Consider the following 16,044-nt stretch of genomic DNA (forward strand, 5'->3'; position numbering starts at 1 on the left):
ATGACTATTGATAAAAAAAAGAAAATAATCATTGATGCTGATATTATAATTCACTTTATCAAAGGAGATCAATTAGGTCTTTTATGTAGTGTTTTAGAGAATAAATTATACATCTTTAAAGAAGTATTTGACGAAGTCTTTAAAGGTCGTACTCGAACACAAATTGAAAATATGATTACATTCAAACAACTAGAAGAATTATCCATTAAAACAGATATGAATGTATTTAGAGAATTTGCTAGACTAAAAAAAACATATGGACCAGGAGAAAGTGCTTGCATGGCGTATTGTCGATTTAATAATGATGTCCTTGCGAGCAGTAATTTAAAAGATATTAAAGCTTATTGTACACAACATAAAATACAGTATTTAACAACAATGGATTTCATTTATATTGCTTTTTTAAATGGAAAAATGAACACTATAGAATGTGATGATTTTATTTCAAAAGTACTTAAGAAAGGGAGTAAATTACCTTGTAAATCTATGCAAGAATATTTAACTAAATTTAAAAGTTAACATTGCCCAACATTGTATATAAAAAATTGCTATTTTGTGCTTAACCAATGTGAGTTGCTTTGTTTCCTTGCATCTGATTTTCCTTCGGAAAATCCTCGCATACAAACACGCAACATTTCATATACGTAACCGTTACCTACCATTTGAAAAAACAAGACTTTAAATATCGACAATTAGCAATTGAAAAGACTCTAAAAATTGAAAGCATTACTTCTTTTCTCATAAAAAACATTATTGGTTTAGCATTAAATCAAGAAACGAAAACTTTAAGTAATAAATCTTCTTCTCTTAGTTTAAAATCAAAAATTGATTTGCTGTATGATTGCAAAAAAATAACAAAAGAAGAATATTCAAGTTTATTGCATATAATTAGCATTAGGAATCAATTTGCACACAATTACGATTGTCAAAGATTTGAAGATTTACCGCAGTTCATTAGTGGAATTGATAAACCTTTACTCAAATATTGTGAAAGTCCTTCAACCGACTTAAATGCAAATTTGGAAAACGGTTTCAATAAAATGGTTGAAAAAATAATGGAATCTTTAAAAATCCTATTCGATGAATTGATTAATGACCTTAAAAGACAAAAGAGAAATATTAAGGCTAAACATGATAGAATTGTAGTGAAGATGTTAAATTATTATGGAATAAATACGAAAGAAGACATTAAAATATTTAAACCTCATTTTGTTAAAATTGTTGACGAAGAAAACAATAAAAATGAAGATGAACCTATAGACGATAGAGTACATAAACGAATTTTAGAATTACTAAAAAAAAACGGTAGGTAACACCGTGTATAATTAATTGCTTTGGTCGTTGCCTACTTGGAAAATTCCTTCGGAATTTTCTCGCGTTCGTTTTTGTTTACTAAATTAGTTGCTAAACCACGCAACTAACCATACACAAAACCGTTAGCAACAAGGCAAAAAAACTTCATAATTAAAAAATTCAATGAATAAAGAAACACTTCTTTTTGAAGATAAATTGAAAGATATTAGTTCTAAGTTTACTAAAAATGGTTGGATTACAATTTACCAAAGTAATTCTAAGAATGAAGAATCATCACTTATTTATTGTTGTTTAATCGACAGACAAAAAAGAAAAGAAGACTCTGAAAATCATAGCTGGTATTTACATATTGGAAGTGAGGGAAAACCTAGTATTTGGGGAGACAACACCTATACGACTAATGCTGAAAAAGGAATTGAACCTTTTTTAGTTCAGCGAAATTTCAATCTTTCTGATGGACCACAAAGTTATTTTGATATTACAGAGGAATTCGTTCTTTACTTCAATCTATATGAAAAAGGTGAAAATAAAGAAAATAGAAAATTTTACTATGTAGATGAACTTGGAGACCTTGATGAAGTAATAATATTTGAACCAAAACTAATTAGAGTCAAGCTCAAATATTTAAAGGAATATATTACTATGAGAGAAATGTATTTCATTGTAAGTTTTAGTTTTGACAGGTACGTGAAATCAGTTCAAGATAATTGGGGTATTAATTTTACTGATGAAATAATTAATGAGCATCAACATATCTATCATAAATTAATTAGACCAATTAATAATCGTATTCAAAGTGCTTTATTGGGAAAGGTATTTATTGAACCTAATTCAGATAAAAAATACCATAAAGATTTTAATGAAAATTATGCAAGCTTTATTGTAGGTTACGATGAAGAAGGAAATGAACTACTTGAAAGTTGTAAAAAGACAAACAATAATTATTTTAAATTAACTTATTTCAAAAAAGAAGTCCTCAATAAATATTATAATGAACCCAATAAATATAATGTAGATTCATTTAAAATTAGGTCAAACTTTTTTTCTTTAAAAATTGACAATAACATAGAAGAATATGTACCTGTTTTCCTTGTTGAATTAGGTTATTTACCTTTTAAAGAACAATTACATTGGAGGCAATATAATATATCACCTCAAGATGAATTTGGAATGAGTTCTACCTATCACAAAACAATGATTGAGGGAAATTGGGCAGAACATCCAGAAACTACAGATTTATATTTTAAATTTAAATATAAAGAATTCAATAAGAAGTGGAATGATAAATTTGGTTGGGAATTTTATAAGCCTTTATCTGAGCAAGACAAACACCTTTTTACAGCATTACACATTCCAACAACAAACAATGTAAAAGCGTTTTGTGAGCAAATATTGTCAATTGTGAAACTAACAATTGATAGACTTAATGAAAAAAACATACAAAAAGGAATTACATTAGAAGCTGGTGATAAAGGAATCTCTAAGCTTGAAAAATATTTACAGAGTAACGAAATCGAAATACCAAAAATGTTCGAATTTTTACGGAACTTACAAAGTCTTCGTTCAGGTTTGATGGCTCATACATTCAGTAAATCAGATAAAAAATGCAAAAAGGCACTTGAATATTTTAAGTTAAACGATTCTAATTATATTGAGGTTGCTAATGATATTTTTATAAAGTCGATTTTTACATTAAACACATTAGAGAAACAATTTAAATTAGATGAATAAAAGCCCTGTTGCTAACACCGTATATAATTTATTGCTGGCTTCTCGCCTACTTACGAAAGTCCTCGCGGACTTTCTTTGTCCGTAATTATTTACTAAATTAGTTGCTTGAAACACGCAACAAACCATATACAACAACGTTGCCTACAATTGCAACGCTCTATTCAAAACGTGTAATACCGAATATAAAAACCACTGATTTTAAGCTACCTTTATAAGTCTTTAGCTAACGTAAAGTACACAGTTTACCAATTCAGAATTTTAGCCTGTTAATGTAAAAAAATACGATCTTCCGATATTCACTCAGACGCAACAACGACGCAAACCGAATTAGCTTGTTGTTCAAAAAAGTAAAAATTAAAAACTGTAGGCAACACAGCATATAAAAAAATGTTTACTTTAGTGTCTTAATTATGGAAGTTGTTTATTTACTTACTGCTGAAATTCCTTCGGAATTTCATTGCGCGCAAATCACAACTTTCCATATCCAACAACGTTGTATGCAATTTGACCAATTTCTGTGCCTATTGGTATAATTGTTGATTGAAATACTAAAACCAATTCATGAAAACATCTAAATCTATTCTATTACTGACATTTTTTTTAGTCACATTTTTTTCTTGTAATGATGAACCTGTGGATTTTACGCTAAAGGACAATTCTGCTTCTGAAAATAACGATATAAAATGGTGGATACTTGTGCATCCATCATATGGAAATCCGGGAATTTATCTGTACAATGAAACCAATTCTACTATCGAAAACATTTTACCATTACCGGATTCAAATGGTTCACCTCATGCTTTAGATTTTGATGGAAGCTCATTATGGTTAGGAGGTGCAAGCTCAATCAATACAACAAACGGAATCTTAACTCACAACCCAATTTACGAACTGAATCCAGATAATGGAGAAGTAATATCAACAATAGACAATATAAGAACCGAAGGAATTTCTGTTTCTAATAATCATATTTACTATTCAACTTATGGACAAATTATAGAAATTACAAAAACAGGAACTTTTGTTAGTTCGACATCTGTTGAAAACACTACTATTAACGATATTGCCATATGCAACTCGATTAAATATTATGTTTACAATGGTTCAATAGATCCAATTATAAAAGTAAACGAAGCATCAGGACAGGATGAATTTATTCTTGAAACTGATATTCCAAATCTTTATACTTTATCTATTAGAGATAATAATTTTGTAGTTGTGAGTAATAATCATTTTAGAAGATTCGATATTAATACAGGAGAACACTTATCTGATATTAAAATAGAAATTAATGGTTGGATTACAGCTATTGCACCTTACAATAAGTAATTTAAATAAAAAACTGCACACAACAACATGTATAACTAATTGCTTGTTTTAAGTCTACTTACGAACATTCCTGCGGAATATTCTATCTGTGATTTATTTGCTAACTTAGTTGCTTAAATCACGCAACTAACCATACACAATCACGTTGCCTACAATTGCAACGCTCTATTCAAAACGTGTAATACCGAATATAAAAACCACTGATTTTAAGCTAACTTTATTAGTCTTTAGCTAACGTAAAGTAGACAGTTAACCAATTAAGAATTTTAGCCTGATAATGTAAAAAATACGATCTTCCGATATTCACTCAGACGCAACAACGACGTAAACCGAATTAGCTTGTTTCTCAATAAAAAGTAAAAATTAAAAACTGTAGGCAACACAGCATATAAAAAATTGTTTACTTTAGTGTCTAGATAATGGAAGTTGTTTATTTACTTACTGCTGAAATTCCTTCGGAATTTCATTGCTTGTAAACACAACTTTCCATATCCAACAACGTTGTACGCAATATCCCAAAAACATTACGCTGAAATAAATGTTTAGTTTTAAAAAGAATAATTTAGAGAAAATAAAGTCATTCATTCGGAATTCGGAAGAAATCGAAATTGAAAAAGCGGACAAGGAAAAACTAATCAAAATGATTAGACCAACTGTTGGAATTAAAACAAAAGCGAGTGATGACAAAAACTTAAAAGTTGGAAAATCTAAAATTGGTGGAAAACCTGATTTGCCAAAAGACTTTGAATGGCCAAGAGCGAATAATATTCCAATGTTATTTTGTGCTCAATATAATTTGTCTGAACTGAAGAGATTTGACAAAGAAAATATTTTGCCCAATAAAGGTTTCTTTTACATCTTTTTAAGTCTTGATGACAAATGGAAAGAATTTAATGGAGTAAATCAAGAATTTAAATTTATCTACAGCGAATCTGAAAATCTTATCAGAACGGAATTCCCAGAAGACCTTGAAGAAAATCAATCTTTCAAAACAGCTTTAATCGAATATTTTGAATTCTATACAATTCCAGATGACCAGAATTACAAATTTTTTGAACTCAATAAAAAGTACGATGATTTATACTTCTATTTTTATCAACCAACAAAGGAGTTTATAACAGAGGAATTATATCAAGATTCAGATAATATGCATCAGATTCTTGGATACGACAGGTCAATTCAATCGAGCGTTGTTTATGATTTTGCTTCAAAAGAATTAGGACTTTATGGAGTTGATGGTTCGGAATATAAAAAGAGATGGAATGATATATTAGAATTATCAAAAACATTTGAATTGCTTTTACAATTAGACTGTTATGATTCAAATTCTGATTTGACAAAATTTGGTGGAAGTGGAACTTATTATTTTGGACTATCAAAAATAGATTTAGAAAATAAAAACTTTAACGATATTAAAATGTCGTTTCAAATGACATAAAATACTGCGTACAACACCGTATATAATTTATTGCTAGTTCTAGCCTACTTACGAAAATCCTCGCGGATTTTCTATTCGGTTATTATTTGCTAAATTACGTGCTAAACTACGCAACAAACCATATACAAACACGTTGCCTACAATTGCAGAGCTCAATTCAAAACGTGTAATACCGAATATAAAAACCACTGATTTTAAGCTACCTTTATAAGTCTTTAGCTAAAAAAAAGTACACAGTTTACCAATTCAGAATTTTAGCCTGATAATGCAAAAAAAAATACGATCTTCCGATATTCACTCAGACGCAACAACGACGTAAACCGAATTAGCTTGTTTCCTAATAAAAAAATAAAAATTAAAAACTGTAGGCAACACAGCATATAAAAAATTGTTTACTTTAGTGTCTAGATAATGGAAGTTGTCTATTTACTCACTGCTGAAATTCCTTCGGAATTTCATTGCTTGTAAACACAACTTTCCATATCCAACAACGTTACCTGCAAGCTGAAAATCGAACTTATGAAAAAAATTGGAACTATAATTTTACTGCTGATTTCCATAAATATATTTGGACAAAACCTATCTGAATGTGGAATCGACAACAATCCGAAACTCACTCAAACGGAATCTGAATTTCTAACTGAATATATGAATGACGAACAGCGAAAAAATTTTGATTTTACGAACAAGAAAGTGATTTTTATAACTGGAAATAGTGCTCAACAATTAGGAACGAAGTCGGAATATTTTGACAAAATAAAAGAGTGGAATAAAAACGGAAATAAAATTGCTACTTGGATTGTCAAACTGAATGAAAACGAACGAAAAATATCTGGTGGATATGATGTTATAATCACATATTGGGTTAAAAATTTGACAAAAAAAGAAAGAGGAAAATTATAACTGAAATAAAAGCCAGCAGGTAACACCGTGTATAATTAATTGCTTGGTTCTAGCCTACTTGCGAAAATTCCTGCGAAATTTTCTCGCGTTCGTTTTTGTTTACTAAATTAGTTGCTTAAACACGCAACTAACCATACACAAACACGTTGCCTACAATTGCAGAGCTCAATTCAAAACGTGTAATACCGAATATAAAAACCACTGATTTTAAGCTACCTTTATAAGTCTTTAGCTAACATTAAGCACACAGTTAACCAATTCAGAATTTTAGCCAGATAATGTAAAAATTACGATCTTCCGATATTCACTCAGACGCAACAACGACGCAAACCGAATTAGCTTGTTTCCCAATAAAAAAATAAAAATTAAAAACTGTAGGCAACACAGCATATAAAAAATTGTTTACTTTAGTGTCTAAATTATGGAAGTTGTTTATTTACTTACTGCTGAAATTCCTTCGGAATTTCATTGCTCGTAAACACAACTTTCCATATCCAACAACGTTGTATGCAATTAAAAAAAACGAACACAATGACAAAAAATCTACTTCTGATTTTAACAATTCTGACTTTCCTATCGTGCGGGAATGAATTGGATAAAATGATTTATAAAACAAAAGGTGGAGAATTTGCTTCTCAACCTGGGAATTTTATAGCTGACTTTCCAACCGAACCGAGTTATTCTGCGATTGACAATCAGATTGGACTTGATAAGTTTCAAATCCATTTATTTCGTTCGACTTTGGGGCCAAATAAAATATTTTCGATAGAATACAACGACTATCCCGAACATATGATTAAGTCAATGACTGACGAACAAATTTATTCGCAAGGAGTAACTAACTTCTCGAATAAAATGGCTGAAGCGTTTAAATTGGAATTTCAAGAATCGACTGAACAACACGGAATGAATGGACAATACTTTGTTCTGAATCTCAAACAGAATGCAATCGACAAAGGAATTGAAGGACACATTCAAGGAAAGTTGTTTAGAAAAGGGAATCGAGTTTATACAGTTACATATATGGGACAGAATGACAAAAATGTAGATACGTTTATGGAATCATTTCGTCTGATAAAATAACTGCATACAACACCGTGTAAAAATAATTGCTTGTGACTTGCCTACTTGGAAATTCCTGCGGAATTTCCAATGGTTCGGTTCATTTTTAGTAAGTTAGTTGCTGAAACACACAACTATCCTTACACAAACACGTTGCCTACAATTGCAGAGCTCAATTCAAAACGTGTAAAACCGAATATAAAAACCACTGATTTTAAGCTACCTTTATAAGTCTTTAGCTAACATAAAGTACACAGTTTACCAATTCAGAATTTTAGCCAGATAATGTAAAAATTACGATCTTCCGATATTCACTCAAACGCAACAACGACGCAAACCGAATTAGCTTGTTTCCCAATAAAAAAATAAAAATTAAAAACTGTAGGCAACACAGCATATAAAAAATTGTTTACTTTAGTGTCTAGATAATGGAAGTTGTTTATTTACTCACTGCTGAAATTCCTTCGGAATTTCATTGCTCGTAAACACAACTTTCCATATCCAACAACGTTGCCAGTAATTTATGAAAACCGTATTCCAAATATTAATATTGATTTTTACAACAGTTTCTTGTCAAACACAAGAAATCGATGTGAATTATGAAAATATTGAAATAAATATTCCTGGAAAACCTGGACCTTGGATTAAATATGATGGGAATTACTATTGTTATTTTGAAACTGACAATGACAAATTTAGTTCAGGCTCAAAACATCAATTTTATATCCTCGATAGAAACGGAAAAATCGATAAAAGAATTGATGTACCTAAAGTACTTCAGACCTTTTACTACGATTTATACATAAAAAATGATACTATATTTACTACTGAATATTATGACCATAACACTTTCTATCTTGACCAAAATAAAAATAGTTGGGTAAAAACTAAAAAAGGTATTGACTTGTATTACGAGGATAATAATTATTCAGTTTATTCTCTAGATTTTGGAGAATGGGGAGGAGTAACTTGGTTTAAAGATAAAGTAACTAATAAACAATATGAAGTTGGTGCAACAACACCAATTGTAAATAAATTGAACAATGCGTATTATCTAACATCAGGTAAATCCATTTTAAAAATTATAGACCCGAAAAAATTAGATAAAAGCAAAGAACCTTACGATTATAAAAAAGCAGTTATTGATGAAAGATACCACAGAGAAGGTAGTAATTCTATCAATGGTGCAGAAATTATATATGAATATAAAAATGATGATTATTTTAACCCTAAATTCTCTTTAGCGACTTCATTCGCTGCCAACAATAAACTGTATCATTTATATAAAGACAGTATTTCCACAAATATCGGAGTAGTAAAAAATGATAGTCTTATTCCAATTTATACTTTTAAATCTAAAATTCGTCCATTTAAATGGTATTACGACTCAAGAAATCCAATTCAAAACAATGATTACCAAACAGTTCAATTTCAAACAGACAGCGAAAATAATTATGGAATTATCGAAATTAACGGTAAAAGTTTTAATGTAATAAATTTCAAAAATACTTATAGGGAACCTGTTTTTGGAAAAGTTGAACTCACAGAATGGTTTGAAAATACTTTTGATTTTTACTACTCAAATTTTAATAACTTACATCTTGACAAAATAGATAAAATCGAACAGAATTTAAATGCTACTGACCTTACTCAAAGTCATAAAATATCACACTTCTTACTGGATGGTAAAGATGTTGAAACACCTAGAATTTACAGAAAAATTGAAAGCTCTGAATTAAGCCTAGTAACTATGTATTACTATTCCAGAAAAGATAAAACAATAGAACTAATTGAATTTGAGTGGGAAAAAAATAAAAACAATAATTTTGAAGATATAATTAACTCAACATCTGAGGAATCAAAAATAGAAACCTTATATGAATCAAAGTTTGATTGGATTTCAAATTATCTTCAAAACAAAATCGGAAAACCTACTAGTTCTATATCTGAAAAAAGTAGTGTTGAACAGAAATGGATAATAGACAATCTTACAATAGGACTAAAATATAATAAACGTAAATTGGAATTAAGAATGTATAAAAAATAAAAACTACTGGCAACACCGTATAAAAATAATTGCGGTTTAGTGCTTAATCAAAGGTCGTTGCGTGTTTGTAACGTCTGAATTTCCTTCGGAAATTCCTCGCATACAAACCCGCAACTATTCTTATACATAAACGTTGCCTACAATTGCAGAGCTCAATTCAAAACGTGTAATACCGAATATAAAAACCACTGATTTTAAGCTACCTTTATAAGTCTTTAGCTAAAAAAAAGTACACAGTTTACCAATTCAGAATTTTAGCCTGATAATGCAAAAAAAATACGATCTTCCGATATTCACTCAGACGCAACAACGACGTAAACCGAATTAGCTTGTTTCCTAATAAAAATTAAAAACTGTAGGCAACACAGCATATAAAAAATTGTTTACTTTAGTGTCTAGATAATGGAAGTTGTCTATTTACTCACTGCTGAAATTCCTTCGGAATTTCATTGCTTGTAAACACAACTTTCCATATCCAACAACGTTACCTGCAAGCTGAAAATCGAACTTATGAAAAAAATTGGAACTATAATTTTACTGCTGATTTCCATAAATATATTTGAACAAAACCTATCTGAATGTGGAATCGACAACAATCCGAAACTCACTCAAACGGAATCTGAATTTCTAACTGAATATATGAATGACGAACAGCGAAAAAATTTTGATTTTACGAACAAGAAAGTGATTTTTATAACTGGAAATAGTGCTCAACAATTAGGAACGAAGTCGGAATATTTTGACAAAATAAAAGAGTGGAATAAAAACGGAAATAAAATTGCTACTTGGATTGTCAAACTGAATGAAAACGAACGAAAAATATCTGGTGGATATGATGTTATAATCACATATTGGGTTAAAAATTTGACAAAAAAAAGAAAGAGGAAAATTATAACTGAAATAAAAGCCAGCAGGTAACACCGTGTATAATTAATTGCTTGGTTCTAGCCTACTTGCGAAAATTCCTGCGAAATTTTCTCGCGTTCGTTTTTGTTTACTAAATTAGTTGCTTAAACACGCAACTAACCATACACAAACACGTTGCCTACAATTGCAACGCTCTATTCAAAACGTGTCATACCGAATATAAAAACCACTGATTTCAAGCTAACTTTATTAGTCTTTAGCTAACATAAAGTACACAGTTAACCAATTCAGAATTTTAGCCAGATAATGTAAAAAATACGATCTTCCGATATTCACTCAGACGCAACAACGACGTAAACCGAATTAACTTGTTTCCTAATAAAAAAATAAAAATTAAAAACTGTAGGCAACACAGCATATAAAAAATTGTTTACTTTAGTGTCTAGATAATGGAAGTTGTTTATTTACTTACTGCTGAAATTCCTACGGAATTTCATTGCTCGTAAACACAACTTTCCATATCCAACAACGTTGCCAGTAATTTGAGAAATGACAATACATAAAGCAATCTTACTAACTTTACTATTGATATTTGTGTTTAGCTTGACTCAAGTTGGATTTGGATTTATATTTTATAAAACTGAATTATTACCTGAATATTTACAGAAACACGTTGGAATAACTACTGTCATATCATTTCTTGTAGCTTATATAGTTATGTTTAGATTTTTTTGGAAACCAAAAGCAGAAATTAAAAAAACGCTGAATTTCAGAAACTACGAACTAAAGATTTTACCTTATTTAATTTTAATAGTTTTTGGACTTCAGTTATTAGATAGACCATTTTGGGATTTAGAAAAGATATGGAATTATTTAAACTACTCGGAATTTGAAACTGATTTTAGCACTTTTAATGGATTTAGTCCAGCCTTTTTATATGGAACAATTTCAACTCTAATAATCTCACCTATTTGCGAGGAATTATTTTTTAGAAAATTCTTATTGAAAAAATTAATGGAACAAAACAGTCAAAAGATTGGAATCATAATTTCAAGTTTATGTTTTGCAATTATTCACATTGAAACACCATTTAATTTATTTCCTACATTCATTTTTGGAATTATAAGCAGTTTGATTTTTATAAAAACAAAAAAAATAGGTTATTCAATTTTATTACATTTTTTAGTCAATTTATTGGTTCAGACTTTATACGTATTTGACTTTACTTTTGACAGGTGGTTGTTAGATTTAAATTTTAATGTTATATATTGGATTATGTTTTTAATAGGAATTGGAATAACATATTTCGGAATAAAAAAACTACTGGCAACACCGTATAAAATTAATGGCTAGTTCTCGCCTACTTACGAAAATCCTCGCGGATTTTCTATCTGGTGTTTATTTGCTAAATTAGGTGCTTAAACACGCCACTAACCTTATACATAAACGTTGCCTACAATTGCAGAGCTCAATTCAAAACGTGTAATACCGAATATAAAAACCACTGATTTTAAGCTACCTTTATAAGTCTTTAGCTAACATTAAGCACACAGTTAACCAATTCAGAATTTTAGCCAGATAATGTAAAAATTACGATCTTCCGATATTCACTCAGACGCAACAACGACGCAAACCGAATTAGCTTGTTTCCCAATAAAAAAATAAAAATTAAAAACTGTAGGCAACACAGCATATAAAAAATTGTTTACTTTAGTGTCTAAATTATGGAAGTTGTTTATTTACTTACTGCTGAAATTCCTTCGGAATTTCATTGCTCGTAAACACAACTTTCCATATCCAACAACGTTGTGTGCAATTTGAGAAAAATCTGAATTTGAAAATGGAATATAGAATTGGTGACTTTTATGACGGAGAAGTAGGTAACTATAACCTGAAAAAGGAATATCTGTTTTCATATTCTTTTTCACCTGGACTTTATGACAAATTGTGTACAATAAATCTTTTTGTAAAGAGCAGTTTGACTTATGAATTATTTCTGTTTTTCTATGACCAAAACCAACAGAGTTTGGAATCATTAAAAGAAAATCCTAGAGAAGCGAGAATTCATTTTTATCAAGAAAGCAAATTACCCTTTGCCATAAAGCAAACTTTATTGGAAATCGCAAACCCTGAATTCCATTTAAAAGATTCGTATTATAATTCAAAAAACACTTTTGGAATATTAGATAGGACTTCCATAAATGCCAAGATAAATCTGGAGAAAAAATACTTTTCAATTGATTTGAGTCTAGACACATTAGATAAGAACTTATTTAAGACAGAATCTGAATTAAATTTTTTAAAGCTAATAGAACAAACAGAAAGTTTTTTAGAAAAAACAAGAGACTTTCATATGGAAACTTATGAATAAAAAACTGCACACAACACCGTATATAATTTATTGCTAGTTTCTTGCCTACTTGCGAAAGTCCTCGCGGACTTTCTTGGTCGGTAATTATTTACTAAATTAGTTGCTTGAAACACGCAACAAACCATATACAAAAACGTTGCCTACAATTGCAACGCTCTATTCAAAACGTGTCATAACGAATATAAAAACCACTGATTTCAAGCTAACTTTATTAGTCTTTAGCTAACATAAAGTACACAGTTAACCAATTCAGAATTTTAGCCAGATAATGTAAAAATTACGATCTTCCGATATTCACTCAGACGCAACAACGACGCAAACCGAATTAGCTTGTTTCTCAATAAAAAATAAAAATTAAAAACTGTAGGCAACACCGCATATAAAAAATTGTTTACTTTAGTGTCTTAATTATGGAAGTTGTTTATTTACTTACTGCTGAAATTCCTTCGGAATTTCATTGCTCGTAAACACAACTTTCCATATCCAACAACGTTAGCAAACATTAGGAATGAAACGACCGAATTGGCAAATAAGTTTTAGAAATCTACCAACAATTCCTAATTCAAAAAGATGGATAAAAGGGGAAAGCGAAACTCTTGAACAAAGAATATCAAAAAAACTGGTTCTAGACGAAAACATTAGTTCTTCCGAAAGAAAAGTTATGCAAGATTTGATTATGTTTTATGGAGTTTTATATAAATCATTACAACAATTAGAATTTCAAACCTTCACTCAAAAAGACTTTAAGAATTTTACAAATTACATTTTCTATGCTTTTAATTATGTTCCGTTATTAGCAAATAAATTAACCATCTATCAAATTTATAGAGTTGTTATAAATGAGAATATTATCGGTTCTAAAAAATCCTTGAATAAAAAAAGGTTTCTTGCTTATCCACCTTTGCATATCGTCAAAAGAATAAACAGATACAACAGAGCGAATTCAATAAATAATACTGTTTTTTATGGAGCAGAAACAATTGACACAGCACTAAATGAAATAAAACCAAAAATTGGAGATGTCGTTTCCATTGGTGTATGGAAACCAAATGTTGAGCGAGAATTTAACAGTTATCCGATTTCTCATAGCCAAAAAGCATTCGGAATAAACGAAAAATCCACAAATGCGACTAAAGCGTTAAGTGAATACTGGAAAAATCACGATAGTTTATTAAATGATTTTATGGAACCTTATTTTCACGTTTTAGGACACGAATATTCTAAACCAATAAAACATAATTACGAATATCTAATAAGCTCAATGTTTTCGGACAGAATATTTGACAATGAAAAACGAGAAAATACTTCGTTTGACTTTGAATGCATAATATATCCAAGTGTCGGAAATAAATTTAAAACAAGTAACGTAGCAATTAGAAAAGATATTTTGAGACACGATTTTGACTTAACGAAAGTAATAGAGTTTGAGGTTACGGAATGTAATTATGACAAAAATCAAACTAACAACCCAGAAGCCATTACTCTTGTCGAATACAAAAATTTGAAAGAAACAACAGAGATTGTTGAAAATGATATAGTATGGAAATAATAACGTTTGCTAACAATGTGTATAATTAATTGCTTGGTTTAAGCCTACTTACGAACATTCCTGCGGAATTTTCTATCTGTGATTTATTTGCTAACTTAGTTCCTTAAATCACGCAACAAACCATATGCTAAACCGTTATCTGTAATTTAATATGAACGAACTAAATCAAATAGAGAGAATAAAAATAAAACTTGAGAAAGTTCTAATTATAGATTCAGAATATCAAGAATTTGGTGTAAGTTCGCACAAATATCAAATTAACAAACCGGCTACTGAAAAAGAAATTGAGGAATTCGAAATTAAATATGGTATTGAACTTCCAACAGGTTACAAACAATTTTTATTAGAAGTTGGAAATGGTGGTTTAGAATATGAAGACAATGGAAACCTTAAACCTAGTGCTGGACCATTTTACGGAATATATGAATTATTTGATAGCGCAGAAATTTTTACTGAATCCTCTACTTTAAGAAAAGACGTTTTTTTTAACTCAAAAATAACCGAAAGTGATTGGAGAAGTATTACTTGGGATAAATTTGATATAATATCAGATGAAGAATTTGAACAGTTATACAATAAACTTCTTTCTGGAATTATGATTATTAGCTATGGTGGTTGTTCTAACTATCAAGGATTAATTCTCAATGGAAAAGATAAAGGTAAAGTCATATATGTGTACGATGAAATAGAATACAAACCACATATAGCTGAAGAAGGTTATTTTCTAGATTGGTATGAATCTTGGCTTGATAAAATAATAGAAAAAAATAAAAATGGGACACCATATTGAAGCAATCATAACCTCTGAAAAACCAAATAAAACTAAAATAGAAGTCTTGGATTTACCTGTTTTCTTTGAAAATGGATTTAATATTATTCCTCTTGATGTTTGTCACACTACCTATTGGGGAAAAAAATGGAATGTCTATGATGAGAATGGAGATTGCTTTGGAGGAGTTAACCTACTCTGTCTGAGAAGCATTGAACGTATAGCTAAAGAAATTGAAATTTCAAATTTTGCTCTTATCGCTACTGATTATAATGGTGGCATTGGAGAACAAGCAGCAATTGTTTACAAAGATAAACGTGAAATTCGAATTAACGGAAACTACTATTCTCATTATTCTGGAATGGATGTAGTTGATATAAATTCTGCTTTACGTAATATTGGAGTAACGAAAACAAAAAAATCTGATGAATTTGATTCAATTAATTTATCAAGTTATAGAAGTTTTGATAAGTATTTCGAAAAGTATGAAGTTGCTTGCGAAGACGAATAAAAACTACAGATTACAATGTGTATAATTCATTGCTAGTAAAGGCTTACTTACGAAAATTTCGCTGGAATTTTCTATCTGTGATTATTTGCTAACTTTAGTGCTTAAACACGCCACTAATCTTATACATAACCGTTAGCTATAATGTTGAACGAA

The 16,044-nt window shown here is 29.7% G+C and carries 14 protein-coding genes; all 14 read left to right on the forward strand.

What is annotated here, in order from left to right:
• Positions 1-519: a hypothetical protein gene (locus tag JM82_RS10055; protein ID WP_145003076.1), complete on the forward strand. Its 519-nt coding sequence runs from the start codon at positions 1-3 to the stop codon at positions 517-519.
• Between the two features lie 143 nt (positions 520-662).
• Positions 663-1,313 carry a hypothetical protein gene (locus JM82_RS10060; protein ID WP_145003080.1) on the forward strand — a complete coding sequence of 217 codons (651 nt, stop codon included), beginning with the start codon at positions 663-665 and terminating at the stop codon, positions 1,311-1,313.
• 163 nt (positions 1,314-1,476) lie between these two features.
• Entirely contained in the window at positions 1,477-3,045 is a 1,569-nt protein-coding gene (locus tag JM82_RS10065) for a hypothetical protein (protein WP_145003083.1), read from the forward strand.
• Between the two features lie 561 nt (positions 3,046-3,606).
• Positions 3,607-4,374, forward strand: coding sequence for a hypothetical protein (locus JM82_RS10070; RefSeq protein WP_145003086.1), 768 nt, complete (start codon positions 3,607-3,609; stop codon positions 4,372-4,374).
• A 538-nt stretch (positions 4,375-4,912) separates the two neighbouring features.
• Complete coding sequence (locus JM82_RS10075) at positions 4,913-5,812, forward strand: DUF1963 domain-containing protein (protein ID WP_145003089.1); 900 nt, start codon at positions 4,913-4,915, stop codon at positions 5,810-5,812.
• Between the two features lie 519 nt (positions 5,813-6,331).
• Complete coding sequence (locus JM82_RS10080; protein ID WP_145003092.1) at positions 6,332-6,715, forward strand: hypothetical protein; 384 nt, start codon at positions 6,332-6,334, stop codon at positions 6,713-6,715.
• Between the two features lie 531 nt (positions 6,716-7,246).
• On the forward strand, positions 7,247-7,798 hold the full coding sequence (locus tag JM82_RS10085; protein WP_145003095.1) for a hypothetical protein: 552 nt from the start codon (positions 7,247-7,249) through the stop codon (positions 7,796-7,798).
• Positions 7,799-8,300: 502 nt separating this feature from the next.
• Complete coding sequence (locus JM82_RS10090) at positions 8,301-9,824, forward strand: hypothetical protein (RefSeq protein ID WP_145003098.1); 1,524 nt, start codon at positions 8,301-8,303, stop codon at positions 9,822-9,824.
• A 510-nt stretch (positions 9,825-10,334) separates the two neighbouring features.
• Positions 10,335-10,742, forward strand: a complete 408-nt coding sequence (locus tag JM82_RS10095) for a hypothetical protein (protein WP_145003101.1) — start codon at positions 10,335-10,337, stop codon at positions 10,740-10,742.
• A 498-nt stretch (positions 10,743-11,240) separates the two neighbouring features.
• A complete protein-coding gene (locus JM82_RS10100; protein ID WP_145003104.1) occupies positions 11,241-12,044 on the forward strand; it encodes a type II CAAX endopeptidase family protein in 804 nt (267 codons plus the stop codon).
• Between the two features lie 487 nt (positions 12,045-12,531).
• A complete protein-coding gene (locus tag JM82_RS10105; RefSeq protein ID WP_145003107.1) occupies positions 12,532-13,062 on the forward strand; it encodes a hypothetical protein in 531 nt (176 codons plus the stop codon).
• A 508-nt stretch (positions 13,063-13,570) separates the two neighbouring features.
• Positions 13,571-14,611 (forward strand): RES domain-containing protein, encoded by a 1,041-nt coding sequence (locus JM82_RS10110; RefSeq protein WP_145003110.1) that lies wholly within the window; start codon positions 13,571-13,573, stop codon positions 14,609-14,611.
• Between the two features lie 151 nt (positions 14,612-14,762).
• Positions 14,763-15,401, forward strand: coding sequence for an SMI1/KNR4 family protein (locus tag JM82_RS10115; protein ID WP_145003113.1), 639 nt, complete (start codon positions 14,763-14,765; stop codon positions 15,399-15,401).
• Entirely contained in the window at positions 15,385-15,891 is a 507-nt protein-coding gene (locus JM82_RS10120; protein WP_145003116.1) for a hypothetical protein, read from the forward strand. The genes JM82_RS10115 and JM82_RS10120 overlap by 17 nt, the downstream gene beginning before the upstream one ends.
• The last annotated feature ends 153 nt before the right edge of the window (positions 15,892-16,044 follow it).

The organism is Olleya sp. Hel_I_94 (genome assembly GCF_007827365.1).
GTDB lineage: Bacteria > Bacteroidota > Bacteroidia > Flavobacteriales > Flavobacteriaceae > Olleya.